We start from the raw sequence: 15,205 nt of genomic DNA, 5'->3' as shown, positions 1-15,205 counted from the left end.
GTACAATAAACACCCGAAACCCCTAGTATGTTTTTAAAAAAACATCCTGGTATGAACGCCAGGATGTTAGCTTGATACAGCTTGCTTTAGGATTTCTTCCATTTCTTGTTTTACAAAGACACCTTTATTATAAGGATACCCAGCTTCAGTAATTTTCACTTTTACTAATTTCCCAATCATCTCTTCGTTTCCTTCAAATAAAACTTTAAGATAGTTTGGTGTGTATCCTACGTATAGTTTGTTCGTAGTGTCTTCTTTAAAAGCCTCTTCAGGAATTACTTCAACAACTGTATCTTCATAGTTGGATGCATATTCTTTAGCTAATTGATCTGAAAGAGCGATCAGCTTGTGTACACGTTCGTTCTTAATATCCTCTGGGACCTGATCCTCCATCTTAGCAGCTGGTGTACCAGTACGCTTAGAATAAGGGAATACATGAAGTTCCATAAATTTATGTTTCTCAATGAATCGATACGTCTCCATGAACTCTTCCTCAGTCTCACCTGGAAAACCAACAATTACATCTGATGTAATCGCAAGTCCTGGAAGTGCTTCTTTAAGACGGTCTAATCTTTCACCGAACATTTCCATTGAATATTTTCTTCTCATTCGTTGGAGCACAGTGTTTGAACCGGATTGAAGTGGTATATGCAGATGAGGAACTACTTTGTCTGATCTGCCCATAACTTCAATCACTTCATCTGAGATCTGGCTCGCCTCAATCGATGAAATACGGATACGTTTTAATCCAGAGATGTTCTTATCAAGGTCATCTAACAGCTTCGCAAAAGAATAATCCTTCATATCTTCTCCGTATCCAGCTGTATGAATGCCTGTTAGAACGATCTCTTTGTAACCAGAATCTACAAGCTGCTGTGCTTGAGAAAGTACATCTTCAGGTTTACGAGAACGAAGGAGGCCTCTTGCCCAAGGAATAATGCAGAACGTACAAAAATTATTGCAGCCTTCCTGTATCTTAAGCGATGCTCTTGTTCGATCAGTAAATGCAGGAACATCTAGTTCCTCATATACACGTGCCTTCATGATGTTTGAAACTCCATTAATAGGCATACGTTCTTCTTTATATTGTTGAATGTAAGTGAGCATTTTAGAACGGTCTTGCGTGCCGACAACAACGTCAACTCCTGGAATCGCCATAATCTCAGCAGGCGACGTTTGAGCGTAACAACCTGTAACGCAAATAACAGCGTCCGGGTTCTTTCGAATGGCTCTCCGTATAACTTGTCTGCTTTTTTTATCTCCCGTATTCGTTACGGTACATGTATTGATCACATAGACGTCTGCTGTACTATCAAAATCTGTACGTTCGTATCCTTCAGCTTGAAAAAGCTGCCAGATCGCTTCTGTCTCATAGTGGTTTACTTTACAACCTAATGTATGAAATGCAACGGATGGCATATTGATCACCCCTTTAATTCAAAATGATAAGATATAGCTGATAATAGATACAACGGTGCTGTTTCCGTTCTTAATATCCTCGGACCCAGCCCGCACAATACAAATCCATGATCACTTAACAAGGTTACTTCTTTATCACTGATGCCACCTTCTGGACCGATCACACAAAGGATTGAGTCTCCTAAATCAGCTGAGCTTAAAGCTGAAGCAAATCTAGAGATTTCGTTCTGTTTTGCTTCTTCTTCAAATGCAACGATTTTTATCTTATACTGTTCTGCCATTTTTAGCAAATCAGAAAAAGAACCAGGATTCAAAATGACTGGAACCCGGTTTCTATGTGACTGTTCTGCTGCTTCTTTTGCGATTTTTTCGAGTCTTTCTTTTTTCTTAACTGCTTTTTTGTCATCCCACTTTACAACAGATCGGTCTGCAGAAAATGGAAAAAAGGATAAAGCACCAAGTTCGGTACCTTTTTGGATGATGTATTCTAACTTATCCCCTTTTGGCAGTCCTTGAGCAATGGTAACAGAGACAGGAAGCTCAGCACTCTTCTCAATATCATTGACGATCTTCGTCTCTACTTCGGTACCGTCGACCTCTATGATTTCACACAAAGATGTACGACCTTTGTTATCACAGCAGATGAAATGGTCTCCTACTTGCATTCTCATCACCTTTAAGATGTGCTTAGCATCGTCCCCTGTAATCGTAACGACGTCATCTTTCCAGTTTTCTGATGAAACAAAGTACCTTTGCATGAAATGCACTTCCTATCCTATTCCTTATTTTGAGCAACAATCGCAACCCAATCTTCCATCTCTAGTACTTCTACGATCTTGAATCCGTGCTCTTCCAATTTTGCTTTGACATCGCGTTTTTTCCCTTGAATAATTCCGGACGTTATAAAATAACCCCCTGGCTTTAACACTTTAGCTGTATCTTCAACAAACAAGAGTATGATTTCTGCTAAAAGGTTCCCTACTACAAGGTCAACTGGGCCTTCAATCCCTTTTAAGAGATCATTCTGATCAACCTGCACTTTTTGGTTTACTTTGTTCAATTTCACATTCAAACGGGCAGAATTTACTGCAACTTCATCCAGGTCATACGCCTCAACTTTGTTAGCACCTAACATAGCTGATGCAATGCTTAATACACCAGATCCTGTTCCCACATCAATCACTGAATCACCTTCAGCAATATATTTTTCAATAGCTTGTAAGCTCATAACAGTTGTTGGATGTGTTCCTGTACCAAACGCCATACCTGGATCAAGTTCAATAATAAGTTCATCAGAATGTACAGGTTTATAATCTTCCCATGTAGGAGTGATCGTGATCCGCTTTGAGATCTTTACTGGCTTATAATATTTTTTCCAAGCGGTCGCCCATTCTTCCTCATTCACTTCTGAAATGGAAATCGTGTTTGCCCCGATATCAATATCAAATTTCACAAGATTTGTGATCGATTGTTTGATTTCATCTACCGTTTCACCTAAAAAACTGTTAACAGGTAAGTAAGCTTTTAATATTACACCTTCAGAAGGATAATCTGAAGGGTTCAGCTGATAGATTTCGCCAAATACGGATTGACGCTCTTTTGAGAGGTCATCTACATCCTCAATCACAACTCCGCTAGCTCCTGCCTCATGTAAAATATTCGATACTGGTTCAACAGCTTCCTGAGTAGTGTGGATGCTAATCTCTGACCATTTCATCATATCAACTCCGTTTATTAGTTTGGCTTTTAAAAATTTCAAGCTATTCCTTTGGCACTATTGAGGGTGGTTGATTTCCACTCCAGGTTGCTCGCTTTCCGCGGGGCGTGCGGTGAGCCCCCTTGCCGCTCTGCGCCATAAGGGGTCTCACCTGGCCGCTCCTTCCGCAGGAGTCTCGCACCTTGCGTTCCAATCAACTTGTCAATGATGTTTATACACATAAAGCAACAATCTTTTAGAAAAAAACTTAAAGATTCCTTAATGCTTGTAGGAATATATTTAGGTATTTCATATGGGTTTTATTCGCCTTTAAATGCGCGTTTTACTTTGTCGAAAAATCCATCTTGTTGTTCATCTGGCATGCTTCCGCTGATTTCTGAGAAGTCGCGCAGAAGCTGTTTTTGTTTTTCTGTTAGATTTTTTGGTGTGATGACTTTAATTTGAATGTGCTGGTCACCTTGACCTCTTCCGTGAACGTTCTTAACACCTTTTCCTCTTAAGCGGAAATGAGTTCCTGTCTGTGTACCTGCTGGTATCTTCAGCTTAACTTTTCCATATAGTGTCGGAACTTCAATCTCATCACCTAATGCGGCTTGAGAGAACGTTAACGGCATCTCACAAAGGATATCGTCTCCATCACGTTCAAAGAACTCATGATCTGCTACTTGGAAGACCACATAAAGATCACCAGCAGGACCGCCGTTCACCCCTGCTTCACCGTGTCCAGACATACGAATCTGCTGGCCGTTATCTACACCAGCTGGCACTTTAACAGAAATCTTCTTGTTTTTGCGCACTTTCCCATTACCATGACACGTCTTACATTTGTCTTTTATGATTTTTCCTGTTCCACTACAGTGGTTACATACTCGGCGATTAACAATACGGCCAAACGGTGTGTTCTGTTCAACATTCAACTGACCGCTTCCGTTACAATGTGAACACGTCTCAGGCTTTGTTCCTGGCTTTGCACCCGATCCATGACACGTTTCACAAGATTCTTCTGTAGGAATCTGTATTTCGGTATCTTTACCGAATACCGCATCTTCAAAAGATAGTCTAAGACCATACTGAAGATCGTTTCCTTGACGAGGACCGTTTGGATTTCTTCGTCCTCCTCCACCAAAGAACATATCAAAAATATCGCCAAAGCCATCAAAACCAGCTCCGCCCCCACCGAATCCTTGGTTTGGATCGGTATGGCCAAATTGGTCATAATGAGCTTTCTTTTGAGGATCACTCAGTGTTTCATAAGCATCTTTTACTTCTTTAAATTTATTTTCCGCATCTGCCTCTTTATTTACATCTGGGTGATACTTTCTGGCAAGTTTACGGTATGCTTTTTTCACCTCATCGTTTGAGGCATTTTTATCTAATCCAAGTACTTCGTAATAATCTCGTTTACTCATATAGGACACTCCCGAATTCTCACATAAAAGTTATCTTACCATTGAATACCACCTGACTCAAGACGAAAACTGCAAAGGTTTTGTTACGTCTTAAGTCAAATTAACTAAAAAAGTCAACTCAGAAAAAAAGTCAAAGTCAAGATGACCTGACTTTGACTTTTATCTGCTAAGTGTTACTTTTTATCGTCGTTTACTTCTTCGTAATCAGCGTCTACGATGTTGTCATCGTTCTTCGTTGATTGTCCTTCTGCATCGCCCTGAGCTTGAGCTTGTTGAGCTGCTTGTTCATAAAGTTTTACAGAAAGTTGTTGAACGATTTCGCTCAATGCTTCTTTTTCTTTCTTAATCGCTTCGATATCGTCACCTTCAAGAGCTTTTTTCAAGCTCTCTTTTGCTTCTTCAGCTTTCTTCACTTCAGCTTCGTCTACTTTACCTTCAAGGTCTTTCAACGTTTTATCAACTGTGAAAACAAGTTGATCTGCTTCATTTCTAGTGTCGATCTCTTCACGTTTCTTCTTATCCGACTCTGCATTTTCTTCAGCATCTTTTACCATGCGATCGATTTCTTCATCAGAAAGTCCTGTAGAAGATTTAATCGTAATGGATTGTTCTTTGTTCGTACCTAGATCTTTAGCACGTACGTTTACAATACCGTTCGCATCGATGTCAAAGCTTACTTCGATTTGAGGCACTCCGCGTGGTGCTGGTGGGATCTCAGATAACTGGAATCTTCCAAGCGTCTTATTGTGTGCTGCCATTTCACGCTCTCCTTGAAGAACATGGATATCTACTGACGTCTGGTTATCAGCAGCCGTTGAGAACGTTTGAGATTTTGAAGTTGGAATCGTCGTGTTACGATCGATTAATCTTGTAAACACGCCGCCCATCGTTTCAATACCTAATGAAAGTGGTGTTACGTCAAGAAGAACAACATCTTTCACATCTCCTGCAAGTACTCCACCTTGAATTGCAGCACCAAGTGCAACAACTTCGTCAGGGTTTACGCCTTTATGTGGATCTTTACCTGTGAACTTCTTGATTGCTTCTTGTACAGCTGGAATACGAGTTGATCCACCAACAAGAATAACTTTATCAAGGTCAGATGGTGACATCCCAGCATCATTTAGCGCTTGACGAGTAGGTCCCATCGTACGTTCAACTAAGTCTGAAGATAGATCTTCAAATTTTGCACGTGATAAGTTTAATTCTAAGTGCTTAGGTCCAGAAGCATCAGCTGTGATGAACGGTAGTGAGATTTGTGTAGATGTTACACCAGAAAGGTCTTTCTTCGCTTTCTCTGCAGCATCTTTTAGGCGTTGTAGTGCCATTTTATCTTGAGAAAGATCGATACCGTTCTCTTTCTTAAATTCGCTTACTAGATAGTCGATGATCACTTGGTCAAAGTCATCTCCACCAAGCTTGTTATCACCAGATGTTGCTTTAACTTCGAAGAAGCCATCTCCTAGTTCAAGGATGGAAACGTCAAACGTACCACCACCAAGGTCAAATACTAAGATTGTTTGGTCTTCATCTTTTTCAAGTCCATATGCTAATGCAGCTGCTGTTGGCTCGTTTACAATACGCTCAACTTGAAGTCCAGCAATCTGCCCAGCATCTTTAGTAGCTTGACGCTGTGCATCATTGAAATATGCAGGAACTGTAATTACCGCTTTTTCAACTTTTTCTCCAAGATAATCTTCGGCATGAGATTTTAATTTTTGCAGGATGATCGCAGAGATCTCTTGTGGCGTATAATCTTTGCCTTCAACTGTTTCTTTATGATCAGTTCCCATGTAACGTTTGATCGACATGATTGTGTTCGGGTTCGTTACAGCTTGTCGTTTTGCTACTTCTCCAACTGAACGATCTCCATCTTTGAAAGCTACAACAGATGGTGTTGTACGGTTACCTTCCGGGTTTGGAATAACTACCGCTTCTCCACCTTCCATAACAGCTATACAAGAGTTTGTTGTACCTAAGTCAATACCGATGATTTTACTCATGTTTTTTCCCTCCATCATTCATATGTAGTTTTATCTACGCGTTTACTTTTACCATCGCAGGTCGAATAACTCGATCTTTTAACATATAACCTTTTTGCAGTTCCTCAATAACTGTATTGGATTCTGTTTCAGAATCTTCCACTTGCATAACTGCTTGATGCAGGTTGGGGTCAAACGTTTGACCGACTGACGGAATTTCTGTCAGACCTTCTTGTTTAAGTGCATCCGCTAGTTGACGATAAACCATTTCCATTCCTTGAATAAGGGTTTTGGTCTGATCGTTTGTAGCTTCAGTCTTCAAAGCACGCTCAAAGTTATCGAGTGCAGGTAATAACTGTTCAAGAAGACTTTGAGATTTATATTTAAGGCTCGCTGCCTGTTCTTCTCTTGTTCTGCGGCGGAAATTATCATAATCCGCTTGAAGGCGAAGATTTTTTTGGCTGGCTTCCTCAAGCTTTGCTTCTAGCTCTGAAATACGTTGTTGTTCTTCAGTTAGAGGTTCTTCCGTAGTAGATTCCACTTCTTCAACAACAACTTCTTCTGTTTCTGTTACTTCTTCATTCACATCAGTTTGTGTTTGATCTTGAGTGATGTCCTCTTTGTTCATGCTTTCACCTCCCTAAAGTAATCCACTAATTTGAAAAATCGTTTAATATGTTGGTCATTTCCTTTGACAATGAATCTAATAATGAGATGACCTTTTGATATTCCATTCGGGTTGGACCGATTAATGAGATCGTACCTATATGTTTACCATGCATCGTGTAAGAGGCATTGATAACACTACAATTCTTCATCGCTTCATGCTCATTTTCTGTTCCGATCCTTATGGTAAGCCCTTTTTCTGTAGATGACACGAGCTTCTCCATTAAGTCACGCGTTTCTAAAAAATCTAGAAGCGGTCTAACTTTATCTAAATCTCGAAATTCAGGCTGAGAAAGCATATTTGTTTTCCCGCCATAAAAAAGCTTTTCCTTCTTGCTCCATAAAAGAAGCTGATCTAAGAATACGCCCATGTTTTGATAATCTTTAAGGTGTTTTTTAAACACCGCCGAAAGTTCTTTTTGTATGCGTGTGTTCAATTCTATCAATCGAACACCTGCAAGCCTTTCGTTTAGAATATTCACGAGCTTTTCTAGTTCTGAAGGTTCGATCGTATCAGGCAGTACAATCTGTCTGTTCTCAACATGTCCCGTGTTCGTCACAAAGATTGCCACTGCGACTTGGGAAGAGATCGGAATGATCTGCATGTGCTTTAACTTCATGTCTAATGCGTTAGGTCCTAACACTACAGATGTATAGTTTGTCAGATCTGATAGAATCTTAGCTGATTGATCAAATAATGCCTCTGCCTCCTGGACCTTTTCTGTAAATAAAAATTCTGAATGACCTATCTCACTCTCTTTCATAGAAAGAGAAGGAAGCAGGTGGTCCACGTAAAATCGATATCCTTTTTCAGATGGTATTCTACCAGATGATGTATGGGTTTTCTCTAGAAAGCCAAGATCCTCCAAGTCCGCAAGTTCGTTTCGAATCGTTGCGGGACTGTAGGTAATGTCCTCTCGTTTAGAGATCGTACGGGAACCCACAGGCTCAACATGCTTAATATAGTCATCTATTAAAACACGAAGAATAAAGAGTTGTCGTTCCGTTAACATACCATCACCCCACTTGTTAGCACTCTTAAAGAGCGAGTGCTAAATCTATAATATAAGTTACCAAAAGGTACTCTCCGTTGTCAATCTAAAACTACACCAATAAATTCTTGGAAGACTTCGTTGCCTAATGGTCTTCCATCCTTGGTTAAAACGAGCGTGTCTTCTCGCTGTTCTAGCCAGCCTTTTTGAATGAGTCTTTGAATAGGTTCTTTATAAATATCAAACATGGATCTGCCATATCGACTCATAAACGTCTTATCAGAAACACCTTCCTGTTTCCGAAGGCCCATGAACATTTCTTCTTCCATCTTTTCAGATAGTGGAACCTGATGTTCTTCGATATACGGAAAACCATGTTCCGCGACCAAGTTCATATATTGTTTTAGTGGACCCGCATTTCTTCTTCTTGTTCCTTCAACATAACTGTGAGCCCCAGCACCTATACCAAAATATTCGTTATTGTTCCAGTATTGGAGATTATGCTTGCTCTCAAACCCTGGAATTGCAAAATTGCTGATCTCATATTGTTTGAAACCTTTTTTATCAAGTGCCTCAATTAAATATTCATACATGGCAGCTTCAAGCTCTTGCTCCGGAAGAGTCAACTTTCCTTTTTGAGCCAAGTTATAAAAAACGGTTTTCTTTTCGATCTGCAGCGAATAAGAAGAAATGTGAGGAACATCTAATGCTAATGCTTCATCTACCGATTCCTTAAACATATCCATCGTTTGGCCTGGTAATCCAAACATGAGGTCGATCGACATGTTATCAATACCTGCTTTTTTTGCCTCTCTAACCGTAGAATAGATATCTTCTTTGTTATGTGTTCTGCCTAATTTTTTTAACAAAGAAGACTGGAAAGCTTGAACGCCAACACTTAGCCTGTTAACTCCATTCTCTTTTAAAACTGCAATTTTTTCTTTTGTTGTCTGCTCTGGGTTCGCTTCAACAGTGAATTCTTTTAGAGATCTGTTACCTAGCACTTCATTCACATCACTCAAGAACGTCTGCAGCTGCTGTTCGCTCAAAGAAGTTGGTGTTCCACCACCTACGAAGATGGTTTCCATCTCATAATCCTTGAATCTCGTCGTTGTATGAATCATCTCTTTTTTCATAGATTGTAGATATTCATCCACTGGCTGCTGATGAATAAATATCTTGTTAAAATCGCAATAATGACAAATTTGTACACAGAATGGAATATGCAGATACGCCGCTTTTAGCAAGATGTTCACCGCCTTTTTGTCTCATAAATTAGGAAAGACCGCTAGAATTGCCTTCGCGGTCTTAAGTTGCTTTTTATTTGTTGTTATTATTTGTATCATCCATACGAAGAACCGCCATGAACGCTTCTTGCGGAACGTCTACTCGACCGATGGTCTTCATACGCTTCTTGCCTTCTTTTTGCTTATCTAAAAGCTTACGCTTACGAGAGATATCTCCACCGTAACATTTAGCCAAAACGTTCTTACGTAATGCTTTAATGTTTGAACGAGCCACAATCTTCTGTCCGATTGCCGCTTGGATCGGCACTTCGAACTGCTGACGCGGAATAAGCTCTTTCAGCTTTTCAACGACTACCTTTCCACGCTCATATGCAAAATCTTTATGAACGATTACAGACAGTGCATCGATCTTCTCGTTGTTCAGTAATATTTCCATTTTAACCAGCTTAGATGGTTTATAACCAATCAATTCATAGTCAAGAGATGCATATCCCTTCGTACTCGATTTCAACTGATCAAAGAAATCATACACGATCTCTGAAAGAGGAATCTCATATAAGACATTTACACGGTTGTTTTCTAAATAATCCATCGTCATGAAGATACCGCGTTTCTTTTGACAGATCTCCATAATCGTACCAACATAATCGTTCGGCGTCATGATAGATGCTTTAACATAAGGTTCTTCAACTACAGAAATCTTCTGTGCTTCTGGCATGTTCGCCGGGTTATCAACAATGATCTTCTCTCCATCCGTCATCGTAACATTGTAGATAACACTCGGAGCTGTCGCGATCAAGTCGATGTTAAACTCACGCTCGATACGCTCTTGGATGATCTCCATGTGAAGCAGTCCTAAGAATCCGCAACGGAAACCAAAACCAAGTGCTTGAGATGTTTCTGGCTCATATTGAAGAGCAGAATCATTTAACACTAAACGTTCTAACGCTTCACGAAGATCGTTATATTTCGCTGTGTCTACTGGATATAATCCGCAGTAAACCATCGGGTTCATCTTTCTATAACCAGGCAGAGGTTCAGAGGCGCCTTTTACTGCACTCGTTATCGTATCCCCGACTTGTGTATCTCCAACATTTTTGATCGAAGCGGTTAAGAATCCTACATCACCAACCGTTAAAAAGTCTTTTTGAACCGCTTTTGGTGTAAACACCCCAAGCTCAAGTACTTCAAACTCTTTACCTGTCGCCATCATCTTAATCTTATCGCCGACTTTCACTGTACCTTCAGCTACTCGAATATACGTAACAACACCTCTATATGGATCATAAAGAGAGTCAAAGATAAGTGCTTTTAACGGCCCTTCCGGATCACCAGGTGGCGCCGGTACTTTTGCTACGATCTGTTCAAGAATATCTTGAATACCGATACCCGCTTTAGCTGAAGCAAGTACTGCCTCTGACGCATCCAGTCCGATAACATCCTCAATCTCCTGACGCACACGTTCAGGCTCTGCACTTGGCAGATCGATCTTGTTGATAACCGGTAATATCTCTAGATCGTTCTCAAGTGCGAGATACACGTTTGCGAGCGTCTGTGCTTCAATCCCTTGAGCAGCATCCACGATAAGCAGTGCTCCTTCGCAGGCTGCTAAGCTTCTAGACACTTCGTATGTAAAATCTACATGTCCTGGGGTATCAATTAAGTGGAACGTATAAATCTCGCCATCTTTAGCTTTATATTGAAGCTGAACGGCATTCAATTTAATCGTTATTCCACGTTCACGTTCAAGATCCATCGAGTCTAACAGCTGCTCTTTCATCTCACGCTGTGTTAGTGCACTCGTTTCTTCCAAAATTCTGTCCGCTAAAGTGGATTTCCCATGGTCAATATGTGCAATTATGGAGAAATTCCTGATCTTAGCTTGTCTTTTTAATTTTTCTTCTCTATTCATTATACGTTCACTCCTACAATTTTAGGAAAAGTCACTAGCTTTGATTATAGCAATACAAAGTATCTGTTTCAATCACAACCTAAAAAAATAGGGTGAAGGCGCGTTTTACGTTCATAGTAACTTTTTACAAAATTTTATTCTGTTCATTTTGATCATTTTTAAATTCTATGGTGAATGGTGAAAGTCATTTAAACAAAAAGAACCGATAAAGGATAGAATCCTTTATGGTTCTAGGGTGAAAATACAGCTAGCATCTCACTAATGATAACACCAAATATAGAGATCATGACACCAAAAGCTGATGAAATCCACGATGTAAGTCTTTGTCCAAGTGCTGAAAACACATTGAACGAATCTATTTTACTTAACGTTTCTTGTTTCGCTTTTATATCATGACTTGTTGCTGAGGCAGGGTTTTGTTTCGTTTCTTCTTGTTTGATTGAAGGATTTGAACTTGATTCAACACTTTCTTGTGAAGAGCCTTTTAGCTCATCCATTTCAAAGTGTGCTTTTTGAATACCAAATAAAACCCCAAATAAAAGAATAGTTACCAGTCCGAAACACTTTAACATAAATTTTGTCATGATCATTCCTCCACGTGGGATATACGATTTCAATTTATGCACAAGCTTGTCCAAACATGACTAAAACTTAATGTGTATAAGCAGAAGTATTTCCTTGATCGATTCCACCATGAAGAGCTGTATTTAAACCATTCGCCAAAACATTAGCCATGTCCTCAATAAACACATCAACTTCTTTAGGTGTGACCATCAAGTTATGTCCGATCGGCGCGAGCACTTCACGAATCAATCGAAGCTTTTCATCTTCTTCTAAGACACCAACAATTCCTAAGAACGATTTACGATGATCTTCCTCTGGCAAATCATCGTCAGTAAGTACTTTCTTTTCCCCAAACGTCATACCCGCTGGCAAGAGGGATTTAGAAGGTTTATCCTTCTCATTCATCTCACGCCCAAAGTGCTTGAGGATAAAATCGATCGTATCACTTGTGATCGTTGCCGCATCAACAACTGTGGGAATGCCTATAGAGATAACCGGTATACCTAACGTTTCTTTGCTAAGCTCTTTACGCTTGTTTCCAACACCCGATCCCGGATGGATACCTGTATTTGAAACCTGAATCGTAGCATTCACTCTTTCAATCGAACGAGAAGCTAGCGCATCGATTGCAATGACAAAGTCCGGATTTGCCTTTTTTACGATACCATCGATGATATCACTCGTTTCTATACCAGTAATGCCCATTACTCCAGGCGAAATCGCACAGACCGGTCGAAAGCCCTCTTCAACGTTTTCGGGAGCTAACTCGAACAGGTGCTTTGTGATCGTCAAATTTTCAACAACTAAAGGTCCCAAAGAATCTGGCGTTACATTCCAATTCCCTAACCCCACAACGAGACAAGTGTCATCCTGTTTGATGCCTTGTTCTTTTAAGAATGAATTAAAATCATGCGCAAATACTTCTTGTACGCGTTCTTGAAGTTTTGAATCTTTTTCACGAATTCCTTGAACTTCAAAAGTGACATACACGCCTGCCTTTTTCCCGGTAGTCTCTGCTCCCTTTTCGTCGATCTCTACTCTAACGATCTTGATACCATCTCTATCTTTTTCATGTATAATGACACCCTCTAGCGTGCTTTTATTAACAACTTCATCTTCTTTTAATAGCATATCGTGCGCTTCAATAGCCAAATCCGTTCGCACTGAATAGGCTGACAAGTCTAAATCCTTACCCATAATCTACCACCTTCCTTTGTATTATTTTTGCCGCAACTCTTCCTTTTCATTCTTGTATTGCATTTAGAGGGCGATTTTGATAGAATACTTTGTGTCCTATTTTTTGCAACGGAAAGTAATTTTGTTGCTCATGGTTCATTTAGGGAGGTGAATGGATTGGCTAATATTAAATCAGCGATTAAACGTGTAAAAACTAACGAAAAGCGTCGTGCACACAACGCTTCACTAAAGTCTGGCATGCGTACTGCTATCAAAAACTTTGAAGCACTTGCAGCTTCAAACAATGCAGAAGGTGCTCAAGCAGCTTTTGTTACTGCTTCTAAGAAGATTGACAAAGCAGCAAACAAAGGACTTATCCACAAAAATGCAGCTTCTCGCCAAAAGTCTCGTCTTGCTAAGGCTTTAAACGGTGTTAACGCATAAATTGAAGGATGAAACCCGAAAAACGGCCTTACACCAATAGGTCGTTTTTTTATTTTGCAGAACTTTTTATAAAAGCCAGCTCATCTTAAGCAGATGAGCTGGCTTTTAGTATGTTTGTACATCGAAACTGTTACATTATGGAGTTCATTCATGTGCCACTTATAACTCATTAATTCTAGATTTTTCAGTATCAATTTTAGAAATTCAGGCGTTAATATGGCGAGTTTTTATGGTATTCCAGCGAGTTTTTTTAGCTTAATTCGGCGAGTCGTCATATCTAGTCAAATATTCAGCTTTTTATACCCTCACCCCTCACCTACAAAGTATGCAAAAATTTCTTATTCATAAAAAAAACCTCTTTTTCAACGTCCGAAAAGAGGTTTTGAGACACACTCATGAGCCTTGTGAGAGTTTTACGATTTCCAACTCCAGTAAAAGTACTTTGTCCATCTGGCCTGTTTTTAATTTATAATCGGTTTCTGCAAATTCATTCAGACAGTTACGAAGAAAAACTTCATGAAATCGATTGGCATGCTTTGCAGCCAACTTTACTGCGTAAGGATGTAATTTTAGTGAAGAAGCAATTTGCTTTTCTCCATATCCTTTCTTCTGCAGTTCTTTAACACCGTTAATCATTCTAAATTGCCTCGTAATCAAAGCGTGGATTTGAATCGGCTCTTGATTTTGTTTCATAAGATCATAAAAGCTTCTAAGAGCTTGTTCTGTTCTTTTATGCACCACATGATCAACTAATGCAAACACATCATCTTCAAGAGTTCTAGCCACTAATGAATCCACGGTTTCCTTTGTGATAACTCCATTCACACCTACAAAGAGTGCCATCTTTTCCATTTCTTTCGCTAATACAGCCATATGTGTACCTAGCCTTGATAGAAGCAGTTGTATCGCTTCTCCATCGATGGAGACCTCTAAATTCACAGCTTCTTTTTGAAGCCATTTTTCAGCGGTATCATTACTAAGCCCTGAAACCTGAATCACTTCGGCTTGCGCTTTTACCTGTTTTACTATCTTCTTTCTTTCATCGAGCTTTTCGTGAGGAACTACAATGACTAACGTTGTATAATCTGCAGGATTTTGTATGTATTGTTCAAAAACTTTGAAATCGTGTTCGATTTTTGTTTTTTCTTTAGCAGCAGTTAAAAATGTTGCGTTCTTTATAACGACAACGCGACGTTCTCCCAAGAACGGCATTGTTTCTGCGTCTTCCATTATTTCTTGAACCGAGATTTCATCCAAATTATGTACACTTAAGTTAAAGTCCTTTTCATCAGGAGACAAAAGGCTTGATATGGTTTGTATAGCTTCTTCCGCTAAATATGTTTCCGTGCCCCAAATCAGATAGATCGGAGATGTCTCTTTGTTCTTAATCTTCTTTTTTAACGTTTCTACTGTAAGCACCTTTTTCACCTCTATCTCTTATCCTATGAGGAACTAAGGGCATTTGCAAGCAAAAGAAGGAACAGCGCATATGTCTGTTCCTTCATTTATGATAAACACTAACACCAAAACGATATAATCGTTCGAGGCTAGCTTTAATAGGATATCCTATGCGTTTTTAAAATATTGGTGACAACGAATCTCATCTTTGGTAAGTTTTAGATAAAACACATAAAAGAAAGCATTTTCAGTATGGATTTTTTAAAAATGATAACGTAT

The 15,205-nt window shown here is 39.6% G+C and carries 13 protein-coding genes; 1 reads left to right on the top strand and 12 read right to left on the bottom strand.

Translation table 11 applies throughout. From position 1 onward, the window contains the following. Positions 1-66: 66 nt before the first annotated feature. The 11 genes from mtaB to gpr all read right to left on the bottom strand — a co-directional run bounded on the left by mtaB (position 67) and on the right by gpr (position 13,105). Entirely contained in the window at positions 67-1,419 is a 1,353-nt protein-coding gene (gene mtaB / locus IHV12_RS15555; RefSeq protein ID WP_197133219.1) for a tRNA (N(6)-L-threonylcarbamoyladenosine(37)-C(2))-methylthiotransferase MtaB, read from the bottom strand. A 5-nt stretch (positions 1,420-1,424) separates the two neighbouring features. Next, complete coding sequence (locus IHV12_RS15550; protein ID WP_197191446.1) at positions 1,425-2,177, bottom strand: 16S rRNA (uracil(1498)-N(3))-methyltransferase; 753 nt, start codon at positions 2,175-2,177, stop codon at positions 1,425-1,427. 17 nt (positions 2,178-2,194) lie between these two features. Then, the gene (gene prmA, locus IHV12_RS15545) at positions 2,195-3,136 is read right to left on the bottom strand and encodes a 50S ribosomal protein L11 methyltransferase (protein WP_197191793.1); all 942 of its coding nucleotides are present in this window, start codon (positions 3,134-3,136) and stop codon (positions 2,195-2,197) included. Positions 3,137-3,435: 299 nt separating this feature from the next. Further along, complete coding sequence (dnaJ, locus tag IHV12_RS15540) at positions 3,436-4,545, bottom strand: molecular chaperone DnaJ (RefSeq protein ID WP_197191445.1); 1,110 nt, start codon at positions 4,543-4,545, stop codon at positions 3,436-3,438. 173 nt (positions 4,546-4,718) lie between these two features. After that, positions 4,719-6,548 carry a molecular chaperone DnaK gene (gene dnaK / locus IHV12_RS15535; RefSeq protein ID WP_197191444.1) on the bottom strand — a complete coding sequence of 610 codons (1,830 nt, stop codon included), beginning with the start codon at positions 6,546-6,548 and terminating at the stop codon, positions 4,719-4,721. 34 nt (positions 6,549-6,582) lie between these two features. Further along, the gene (gene grpE / locus IHV12_RS15530; RefSeq protein WP_197191443.1) at positions 6,583-7,155 is read right to left on the bottom strand and encodes a nucleotide exchange factor GrpE; all 573 of its coding nucleotides are present in this window, start codon (positions 7,153-7,155) and stop codon (positions 6,583-6,585) included. Positions 7,156-7,180: 25 nt separating this feature from the next. After that, positions 7,181-8,206 (bottom strand): heat-inducible transcriptional repressor HrcA, encoded by a 1,026-nt coding sequence (hrcA, locus tag IHV12_RS15525; protein ID WP_197133243.1) that lies wholly within the window; start codon positions 8,204-8,206, stop codon positions 7,181-7,183. 80 nt (positions 8,207-8,286) lie between these two features. Further along, positions 8,287-9,432 (bottom strand): radical SAM family heme chaperone HemW, encoded by a 1,146-nt coding sequence (hemW, locus tag IHV12_RS15520; RefSeq protein ID WP_197191442.1) that lies wholly within the window; start codon positions 9,430-9,432, stop codon positions 8,287-8,289. A gap of 73 nt (positions 9,433-9,505) precedes the next feature. Next, positions 9,506-11,344 (bottom strand): translation elongation factor 4, encoded by a 1,839-nt coding sequence (gene lepA / locus IHV12_RS15515; protein ID WP_066396318.1) that lies wholly within the window; start codon positions 11,342-11,344, stop codon positions 9,506-9,508. 230 nt (positions 11,345-11,574) lie between these two features. Further along, on the bottom strand, positions 11,575-11,928 hold the full coding sequence (locus tag IHV12_RS15510) for a DUF3679 domain-containing protein (RefSeq protein ID WP_197133250.1): 354 nt from the start codon (positions 11,926-11,928) through the stop codon (positions 11,575-11,577). A gap of 67 nt (positions 11,929-11,995) precedes the next feature. Continuing rightward, entirely contained in the window at positions 11,996-13,105 is a 1,110-nt protein-coding gene (gene gpr / locus IHV12_RS15505) for a GPR endopeptidase (RefSeq protein ID WP_197191441.1), read from the bottom strand. 156 nt (positions 13,106-13,261) lie between these two features. Between gpr and rpsT the strand changes: the two genes are divergently transcribed. After that, entirely contained in the window at positions 13,262-13,528 is a 267-nt protein-coding gene (gene rpsT / locus IHV12_RS15500) for a 30S ribosomal protein S20 (protein WP_066291124.1), read from the top strand. A gap of 393 nt (positions 13,529-13,921) precedes the next feature. Here rpsT and holA read toward each other — a convergent pair whose 3' ends face one another. Then, the gene (gene holA / locus IHV12_RS15495) at positions 13,922-14,947 is read right to left on the bottom strand and encodes a DNA polymerase III subunit delta (protein ID WP_197191440.1); all 1,026 of its coding nucleotides are present in this window, start codon (positions 14,945-14,947) and stop codon (positions 13,922-13,924) included. Positions 14,948-15,205: the final 258 nt, after the last annotated feature.

This window comes from Fictibacillus sp. 7GRE50, from assembly GCF_015903875.1.
In the GTDB taxonomy this organism is placed as follows: domain Bacteria; phylum Bacillota; class Bacilli; order Bacillales; family Fictibacillaceae; genus Fictibacillus; species Fictibacillus phosphorivorans.
The sequence above is the reverse complement of the archived record's forward strand: the minus strand, read 5'-3'. Positions and strand labels throughout refer to the sequence as shown.